Origin of the sequence: Streptomyces sp. NPDC046881 (genome assembly GCF_040645015.1) — a bacterium.
GTDB lineage: Bacteria > Actinomycetota > Actinomycetes > Streptomycetales > Streptomycetaceae > Streptomyces.
The window spans coordinates 1-7,529 of record NZ_JBEYXJ010000195.1 but is presented as its reverse complement, the minus strand read 5'-3'; the positions used below and the strand labels follow the sequence as shown (position 1 = coordinate 7,529).

The window sequence follows — 7,529 nt, the reverse complement described above, 5'->3', positions numbered from 1 at the left end:
GGCTCGACGGGCTGCTGGTGTGCGGCGGGCTGACGCCGGCCTACCAGGAGGCCCTTACCCCATCAGGGTGCCGCCCCGCTCGCGTCTTCTGCTCCTCGCCGTCATCGGCCGCCCATACGATGATCGGCGTGACTGCTCGCCGCGCACTCGGCGCTGGCCCCCAGCTCGCGCACGGTATCCGCGCGGCCCAGGCCGACCTGCTCGACTCCCTGCCCGGTGTCCGCCTGCCCGACCTCGCCGAGCTGCGCGCCCGGGGAGTCCTCGGCAGGCACCCCGTGACGACTCCCGCCCCGCGTCGATCCCTCGGAGCCGGTGGCCGCGCCGCCGACGATCCTGCTCGCTGAATCCGTCCGCGTGCACATCGTTGCGTCGGGACCACCGCATCGCCGTCTCAACTGCGGTCAGAGAGCCGCTGTGCGGCCGTCTCCCGCCCTCCTGCACGCCCCTGACCTCCCTGGTTCAGGGCGAGCCTGGTCGGGCGTCATGTCGCGATACAGCGTCGGCGGGCGGGCTCTGCCCCGAGCCAACCAGAGTCGGTCAGCTACGGCGGGACCACCACCGGCGCCGCTCGGGCTCCGGGTGCGCGTTGGCTGGTGGCTCGGGCACAGCCGTGACGGGTGCGGGGGCGGGAGTGGCGGGGGGTGAGGGCTGAGGGATGGCCGCCCGCTCCGGCGCCGCGGTGAGCGCCTTCAGCGCCTGCTGGAGGTCGGCGATGTGGGCGGCGCGCTCGGCGAGGCGTTCGCGCAGGTGCCGGGCCTCGGCTTCGGCGAGTGCGCGGGCGTTGCGCTCCTCGGCGAGCTGGAGTTCGTGCTCATGCCGCAGCCGTTCCAGCTCGGCCTGCAGCTCGGTCGTCCCGGCCTGACCTTTCCCGTCTGTGGCTGCCTCCTCAGTGTCGGGGGTGGCCTGGTCGTCTGGAGGCGCCGGCGCGTTGAGACGGAAGCCGGCGGCGAGCAGGTCCTCCACGGGGATCAGCCAGCCGCGTTCCTCGTCCAGTACGGATCCGGGGAGTTCGCCGGCTTCACGGCGGCGGCGGATCTTCGTACGGCTCACACCGCAGGCGGCGGCCTCGCGCTGGGTCAGCAGGGGACGGCTGGTGCTCATGGCCCCGTATCCTCCCCTGCCGCATGGCACCTAACAGACCGACCCGCGTGCGGGCCGCCCGTGCTGGCCTGCCGTGGATGAGATGAGGTCTGCCAAGGCGCAGTCGACGCGACCCTGCGGCTCACGGCGCGTCGGCTCCGGCCGGATCCGTGCCGTACCTTGTGGCGGCTTTCAGGGGAGGAGCGCCGCGGCCTGATACGGAAGCGGCTCGTCCCCTCGCCGGTACGCCCACCGTTGTGGTGACCCACGCTTTGGGCGTACCGGCGAGAGGACGAGCCTCCCTGGAGGGCCTGTTGGCGCAGGTGACCTCCGTGCAAGCGTTGTCCGAGGTCGGGACAGCGCCGTGGATCGCAGTTGCGATGACTGCATGCCCCCATGATTACCAACCACGGGGCCTTAAGCCATTCTAGGCGCCGGTATGTCGAGTTAGCCATACCTGCGTGAGGGGAAATGCGCAGGTCACAGCCCCTGCGGGGGATTGATAGCCGTTTATTAACTTCGGCATCCGGGGCCCGGGTTGGCTTTCAACATCACGCTCTGTACCGATGCGTGGGCGTCCGGCAACATGGATGCCGCAAGCGGTACCGCCGCGACGGGAGTTGGCGCTCCTGGCGGTACGAGGTCAGCAGGGCCCCCTGTCGTGGGTCGCAGTCCTTTCTGTGTCGTCAAGGCAGAGGGCCCTGCGTCGAAGAAAGCGACGCGCGATGGAACTGCACAAACCGCCCCGAGGCAGCGTCTGCCTCCCCTTCCCCGCCCGGCTGCGCAAGCTGGACCTGCGCCAGACCCTGCGCCGGGCCGGCCACCGCACCACCGACGCCGTACGCCGCGGCACCGCGCCCGTACGCGCCGGACTGTGCGGTGCCGTCGGTGCCGCGGCGGGCACGGCCGTGTCCTTCCTGGGCATGGACCTGACCGACTCCGTCTCCTTCGGGATGAACGTCGCGGCCACGGCCGCCGCGTTCTGGCCCTCCAACGGGCCGGCGACCGGGCGCACCGAGGTCCGGACGGAGGGCTGCATCTGATGCCACGCCTGGAGAGCCCCATCCACCCGGACGCCTCGCCGGAGCTCAAGCGGCTGGTCAACGCGATGCGCGAGACCAAGGCGGCAAATCCGGAGAAGCTGTCCTACAAGGACCTCGCGGCCCGGGCCCACTTCTCCACCGCCTCCCTGTCCCTGGCGGCGTCCGGAAAACGGATGCCCACCTGGGAGGTCACCTGGGCCTACGTCAGCAGCTGCGACCTCGACGCGAAGGAGAACGACTGGAGGCAGCTCTGGGAGGCCGCCCGAGACGCTGAGGAAGCCCGCTCGGCCGCCTCGGCAGACTCGGACGCCACCGAGCCGAACGCCTCCCGCCGGCCGAACACCCGCCGCCGGGTGTCCGTTGCCGACCTGGTCCGCGAGGAGGTCGCCCGGCAGCAGCAACTGGTCCCCTTCCGCACCTCCGACGTCGACGCCACCCGCACCGCGCTCGCGCTGTGCACCACCGCGGACGACTTCCGTCAGCTGCTCAATGAACTCAAGGGCAGCCTCAAGTCCGACGAACTGAAGGAGCGCGCCCGCAGCAAGGGCAGGATCCTGCGCAAGAGCGATATCCACGCCATGCTCGACGGCGACGGCATCCCGGACACCGAGCCGCTGCACGCTTTCCTGGTGGCCTGCGAAGTCGCCCAGGGGCAGATCCATGAATGGCACCACACCGCGACCCGGCTGAAGATCTCCCAGGCCCGGGTCTACGACCCCCCTGAGGAGGAGCCGCCGCTGTCCCGGGCCATGCAGTCCCTGCGCCGCCTCCGGGGCGAGCTGAACATCCACAACCTGGTCGCCCTGGCCACGCTCATCGTGACCATCATGCAGATCGTGACGATCGTCCAGTACGGCAAGCCCTGACCCAGGCCATCACGCCGGTGGGGGTCTGCCGATGCTTGTCACAGGCCTCCACTGGTGCCTTCGGCCCCCGCTGGCGGGGCCCCCGTGGTCCGCAACTCATCAACACCCCGGGCAGACTTGCCCGAGCCCTACGGGCCAGCACGTCTGGGCCGGCTACCCCTCCTACGGAGAGATGTCGCAGGCGAGTGGTCCGGGCATGCTGCCCAAGACCACCGCCTACCGGATCATCATGGACAGGATGCTGCCCGTCACTCCGGAGCAGGCCCTCGCCTTCCTGCATGCCTGCTACGTCCACGCACCCGAAGAACTCGCCTCATGGAACGCGGCCGGAGCCAGCGTTACTGCCGACAGCCGCGATCAAAGCGACTGGGTGAAGGAACACGCCCGACTCCTGGAAAAGATCACCAAGAAGAGTGACGACCGCTCTGTACTTTTCCTCAAAGCCGTCTCCTGAGACGCAAGGGCCTCAGGGGATATAAAACCAGTTGCTGGTAACACCCTCGGAGCCGATCTTGCTGCGGGGCGTTACCGGTAGGACGGCTACCGGAGTGCCCCGCCTCCGCTTGGCGGCCAGGTGTTTTCACAGGTTGGCGGGTTTGAAAGGAGACGCCTTGTGGCCCTTGCGGAGGGGTTTCGGTAATAAACCCTCCCTGTTCCCCCGTGCCTTTTAAATCTCGAATATAGTGAGGTAGGCGATGAAGATCCATACAGGCAGGGCGAAGAATACGGCCCACCAGCCGGGTAGTGCGATCACGGCGCCGGCAGCAATACCCGTGCAGAACATCAGGAAGATGGCCGCGATGCATGCCGCTCCCCATATGATTCTCTCTTTTTTTAGAGCCAGTCCGCTGGCGAAGCTGCCTAGACTGAGGAGGATCGTCGCCCACAGCAGTGGCCAAGCGGAGCCTGAGGTTACGCGGCTGCTTTTCCCTGCTGCCTCGATCTTGATGATTCTGTTGTTCCAGACGGTGAGTTTCGCTTCAGATCCTCGATGTGTGGCGTAGTAGAGGGCGTCATCCACTGTCAGTGTCTTGCTTGTCCCGTTGTTCCTGGCCACCGTCAGTCGGGTGCTGCTGCCGTCACTGGGGAGCTTGTCCTCCACCCGGCCGGTTTCCTGGCTGACGCAGTCGATCTGTGCCTTCTGTGCTGAGACAGCGGTACACGCGGGTTCGTAGAGGTCCGGGAATTCTGCTTTGCGGCCGTCGATCACCTGCAGTACGCCTAGAGCGCACGCGGCCAAGCCGATCAGTACAACGCCGGTGCGCACAGGGCCAGGAGCTGTCCTGCGGCGGTAGGCGCTCAGCTGTCGATATCGCCGTAACCGCCGACGCTGACGGTAGTCCAGCAGACCCCAGGCCTTGGCCTGCCGCTTCTGCTTACCCGTCAGACGGCGGCTGGGAGCGGGCGGCTGCGTCGGCGGGACCGGCTCGTATCGAGGAGGCTCGTCAGGTCCCTCCTGCCGCTGCTGCGATGGCAGGGCCGGCTGGCCGGGACGAGGCAGGGGAGCGGCCACAGCGGGTTCGTCGGCCAACGCAGCGACTGGTGCGGTCGCGAGTACCGGCTGCTCTGAACTGGGCGTTTGGTTTGATGCAGGCTCTACATCAAACCCTGGCACCTCCAGGGAGCCGATCTTCCCGTACTCGTTCATTCCCTGGTCGAGGATGTCGTTCAGGGCCTCGGTGAGCCTCTGCTCGTCCAAGAACCTCGAGAGCATCGCATCGGCACGCACTGCTTCCTGCTTGCTCTGCGCCAGCCGGCTCTTCGTCTCGACGAGCTGCTCCTCCAGCGACTCGGCCCGCTGCACGGCACGCTCGTAGCGATCCTCGGCACGCGCGGTAAAGGCTTCGAACTCCTCTCTCTGCTCGCGCATGGCCCGTGCCGCCTGCTCCCGCACGGCCGCAGCCGCTTCCCGTACAGACGTGGCCTCCGCCCGGGCCGAGGCTGCCTCCTGCTGCGCGGTCTGCGCGTCTGAGCGGGCGGCCCCCGCCTCTGCCTGCGCCGACCGTGCTTGCTGCTGCCACTGCGACTCCCGGGCCCGCAGCACCGCTTCCACGTCCCGTGCCTGGACAACAGCGGCTTCCAGCGTCTCGTAGGCCTGGGTCAGCCTCTCCAGCAAGACGGCTTCCCGCTCAGCCCAGGCCTCCGAGTCCGCGACCGCGTCGCGCTCCGCCTGCTCGCGCAGACTCGCCTGCCACTCGACCTGCTCCTGCAAGCCCTCCAGCTTCGTCTGGGTCTCAGCCAGCTCCCTCTCCAGCCCCGCGACCGTGACGGACAACTGCGCCACCGACTGCTGGAGCAGTCCTTCCCGCTGCTGTGACTCTTCCTCGGCCACAGCTAGGGACCGGCGCATCACGGCATGAGTCAGACGCAACTGCTGCTGCACACGCTGCTGTGCACGCTGCGCCAGCTCTTCTTCTTGCAGTCTCTCCTGGAGATCATTCACCTTCTGTTGGAGAGACTGCGCAACGAGGATGGCGGCGACGTAACCGTCCTGGAAAACATAGCGGGCGTACGTGGCCGGCGACTTCTCACGAAGTGCCGCCCGGTACAGCCTCCACAGCTCCTGTACCACTTCGCGGCTGAGCGGACCGCGTTCCTCCTGGACAAGCTGAAGCAGGTCGATCAGCACATCTCGCGAGGGCACCGTCGTACCCCGGAAGACGTTCGCCAGGTTCGCGCCGCGCGTAGTAAATAAATCTTTACCTCCTTGCACGCCGGTCGACGCTGCAAGCTCCTTACGCGCCCCGGGCGCCGAAGACATCTGCTCAAGGCGAGCGCCGATCTGCCCCCAGGTCATGCGAGGCCCCTCGTCCTGCAACGGGCCTACAACGTGCTTACGTAATGCCAGAGTCCACTCCCTTACCGAGGAAGTGAGGTCTTTGCTGAGATGGCCGAGTGGTCTTCCTGGACGAGCCATTAAATTTCCCCCCTGGACATATTTTTCGTCCGTTCTCAATAAACTCCGTGTCCGGGACAGTTGAGCTCAAGCAAGCCCAACCAACGACGCGACGCAGGAGCTCACCTTGACTGTTTTCCCACCCCTCCCGCAGCCCAACAGCCAATCCCGCCCCTCCAAGACGGTTGCACTGGCGGGCGCGGGCATCAGCAGCGTCGGTAGCCTCGCTGCCTCCTTCGCCGGCGCGCCCTGGGCCGTGGTCCTCGCCGTGGCGCTGACCGGCCTGGCCACCGTACTGGTGCAGTCCGTCATCCACGGCACCATCCCGCAGGATTCCGCAGACCGCCTCAGCTGGTGGCAGGCCTACTGGACTCACCGACGCGACCGGAGCCGTCCGAACACCCCGCCCGAACAACACCCACCCGCCTGACGCCGAGTCGCAGAGCTACGCCGCCATGCCCTTGATCCCCGGCCGGCACGCGCACCGACCGTCAGGCCAACAGGCTCAGGTATGACATCCCTCCGTCAACGGGGGAGCCCGACGCGGAACTGACCGAAGCTGTCCAATCTCAGGGCGGAGCGGGCGTCTGTTAGAGGCTCACGGGCCCTGCAGCGCTTGCTGGAGTCGAACGCTCCTTCGCGTGCTGTGGCCGTGATGCGCCTCGGGACGGGGCGGTCCGACGGACGGCTGTCACACCCGCCGTGTTACCGCGGCTGTCACTGCCCAGAGAGGGAGGGGCCGGCTCCGAGGGTGCGGCATCCGGACGGGCGCGGCTTGCGCCCGGCGGCGAGCTGCGCGCGGGGAGTCGGCAACGGGTCGGTGTCTCGTGTGGGGGAGGCCGGCGGTGGCTGGGCCGGTGCCCAGCGGATGGCGGTCGGTCACCACCCGGTCATCGCGGCCGAGCCGGAGCTCTTCTTCATCGCCCCCGGCCACCCGCCCACGCCCGGCCCAAAGCACGCGCGTGACGCGCGCGTCGGGGGGCGGTGATCCCGCCGTGCCCTCCCGGTCAGGCTCTGCTGTCCGCTCGTCAGGCGTTCGGCTCCCCCGATGATTTCGAGATCGAGGCAAACATCGGCGGCGATTTCCCCCATAACCAAAGTACGAGGCCTACCGGACCCGAGCCGCGCATTCAACACCCGGGGGACGGTGTCTTCGCAGGTCAAGGCTATTGAATCCAGATTCCGGGCTGGGCAGAGTCGATGCCGCCGCAGCGCCGCCTGCCCGGTTGCGGGGCTAACCCCAGCAGCAACAACCCTGACGCTGCCCCGTCCCGGCCGTCAGCCCGAGACGCAAGGGGCCAAGCAACTCCCAAGCTCCACAGCCGTGTGAACCGTGCGCCCCAACCCAGGGCGCACCTGATCCCGAGGGGGAACCGTATGTCCACGCTCGCTCTGCTCGTCGTCCTGCTGCTGGTCCTGGTCGGCGCGCTGATCGTCGCCGCGCTCGGCTACGCCGTCTACCGGCGCCCGGTACTTACCGCCCCGCTGACCGTGGCGATGGCCGGTGCGGCGGTGCTGGTCGCCATGGTGACCACCGTGGCCAGCACCGCCGGCCGGTGAACAGGGACACCGGTCGGCGGCTGGCCCGTCGCCGGCCGCGGGGGGGGGGGCGGGGGGGCGCGGGGGGGCGGGGGGGCGCGGCCG

Annotated in this window: 8 protein-coding genes; 6 read left to right on the top strand and 2 right to left on the bottom strand. The window is 68.3% G+C overall.

The window, feature by feature from the left end:
- Positions 1–128: 128 nt before the first annotated feature.
- Positions 129–344 (top strand): hypothetical protein, encoded by a 216-nt coding sequence (locus ABZ923_RS40465; protein ID WP_361483161.1) that lies wholly within the window; start codon positions 129–131, stop codon positions 342–344.
- Between the two features lie 193 nt (positions 345–537).
- On the opposite strand, the gene ABZ923_RS40460 is transcribed toward ABZ923_RS40465, so the two are convergent.
- Complete coding sequence (locus tag ABZ923_RS40460; protein ID WP_361483158.1) at positions 538–1,101, bottom strand: helix-turn-helix domain-containing protein; 564 nt, start codon at positions 1,099–1,101, stop codon at positions 538–540.
- A 704-nt stretch (positions 1,102–1,805) separates the two neighbouring features.
- Here ABZ923_RS40460 and ABZ923_RS40455 point away from each other — a divergent pair.
- From ABZ923_RS40455 to ABZ923_RS40445, 3 genes are all read left to right on the top strand, one after another.
- Entirely contained in the window at positions 1,806–2,123 is a 318-nt protein-coding gene (locus ABZ923_RS40455; protein WP_361483155.1) for a hypothetical protein, read from the top strand.
- Positions 2,123–2,989 carry a hypothetical protein gene (locus ABZ923_RS40450; RefSeq protein ID WP_361483153.1) on the top strand — a complete coding sequence of 289 codons (867 nt, stop codon included), beginning with the start codon at positions 2,123–2,125 and terminating at the stop codon, positions 2,987–2,989. The genes ABZ923_RS40455 and ABZ923_RS40450 overlap by 1 nt, the downstream gene beginning before the upstream one ends.
- A gap of 196 nt (positions 2,990–3,185) precedes the next feature.
- Positions 3,186–3,443: a hypothetical protein gene (locus ABZ923_RS40445; RefSeq protein WP_361483150.1), complete on the top strand. Its 258-nt coding sequence runs from the start codon at positions 3,186–3,188 to the stop codon at positions 3,441–3,443.
- Positions 3,444–3,656: 213 nt separating this feature from the next.
- Here ABZ923_RS40445 and ABZ923_RS40440 read toward each other — a convergent pair whose 3' ends face one another.
- Complete coding sequence (locus tag ABZ923_RS40440) at positions 3,657–5,786, bottom strand: hypothetical protein (RefSeq protein ID WP_361483147.1); 2,130 nt, start codon at positions 5,784–5,786, stop codon at positions 3,657–3,659.
- A gap of 226 nt (positions 5,787–6,012) precedes the next feature.
- Here ABZ923_RS40440 and ABZ923_RS40435 point away from each other — a divergent pair, with 226 nt between their 5' ends.
- Positions 6,013–6,315 (top strand): hypothetical protein, encoded by a 303-nt coding sequence (locus tag ABZ923_RS40435; protein ID WP_361483144.1) that lies wholly within the window; start codon positions 6,013–6,015, stop codon positions 6,313–6,315.
- Positions 6,316–7,262: 947 nt separating this feature from the next.
- Positions 7,263–7,445: a hypothetical protein gene (locus ABZ923_RS40430; RefSeq protein WP_361483141.1), complete on the top strand. Its 183-nt coding sequence runs from the start codon at positions 7,263–7,265 to the stop codon at positions 7,443–7,445.
- Positions 7,446–7,529 lie beyond the last annotated feature (84 nt).

What these genes read in the sequence shown, in the direction of transcription:
- ABZ923_RS40460 (WP_361483158.1), bottom strand. Translation starts at nt 1,101, where the DNA reads ATGAGCACCAGCCGTCCCCTGCTGACCCAGCGCGAGGCCGCCGCCTGC.
- ABZ923_RS40455 (WP_361483155.1), top strand. Translation starts at nt 1,806, where the DNA reads ATGGAACTGCACAAACCGCCCCGAGGCAGCGTCTGCCTCCCCTTCCCC.
- ABZ923_RS40450 (WP_361483153.1), top strand. Translation starts at nt 2,123, where the DNA reads ATGCCACGCCTGGAGAGCCCCATCCACCCGGACGCCTCGCCGGAGCTC.
- ABZ923_RS40445 (WP_361483150.1), top strand. Translation starts at nt 3,186, where the DNA reads ATGCTGCCCAAGACCACCGCCTACCGGATCATCATGGACAGGATGCTG.
- ABZ923_RS40440 (WP_361483147.1), bottom strand. Translation starts at nt 5,786, where the DNA reads ATGACCTGGGGGCAGATCGGCGCTCGCCTTGAGCAGATGTCTTCGGCG.
- ABZ923_RS40430 (WP_361483141.1), top strand. Translation starts at nt 7,263, where the DNA reads ATGTCCACGCTCGCTCTGCTCGTCGTCCTGCTGCTGGTCCTGGTCGGC.